We start from the raw sequence: 330 nt of genomic DNA, 5'->3' as shown, positions 1-330 counted from the left end.
ATTGGAATGCAGCCAATATCGCTGCCCTTGAAGCTTGTGCTGCTGATTCTTGTGATACAGACTTAAATACGCAAGTCACTTCTGATTACAACTTTACTAACTTAGTATCTACTTGTGGTCTTGGTGGTACAATCACTGTTACATATACCATTACTGATGACTGTGGTAATGCAACAACATTGAGTGCGACATTAACTCTTGAAGATACAACACCTCCTAACCTTGATAACTGTTCTGTAACTGATCAGTCGATTGAGTGTTCTGGTGATGATAACGAACAATTAGCTAACGATTGGAATGCAGCCAATATCGCTGCCCTTGAAGCTTGTG

1 protein-coding gene is annotated in these 330 nt (G+C 40.3%); it reads left to right on the top strand.

Translation table 11 applies throughout. The features are described from left to right. The coding region (locus KWG70_RS17770; protein ID WP_230937380.1) for a hypothetical protein at positions 1-330 on the top strand (330 nt) is incomplete at both ends.

Source organism: Psychroserpens luteolus, from assembly GCF_021032705.1.
Classification (GTDB): domain Bacteria; phylum Bacteroidota; class Bacteroidia; order Flavobacteriales; family Flavobacteriaceae; genus Psychroserpens; species Psychroserpens luteolus.
This window is presented reverse-complemented; position numbering and strand designations above follow the sequence as displayed.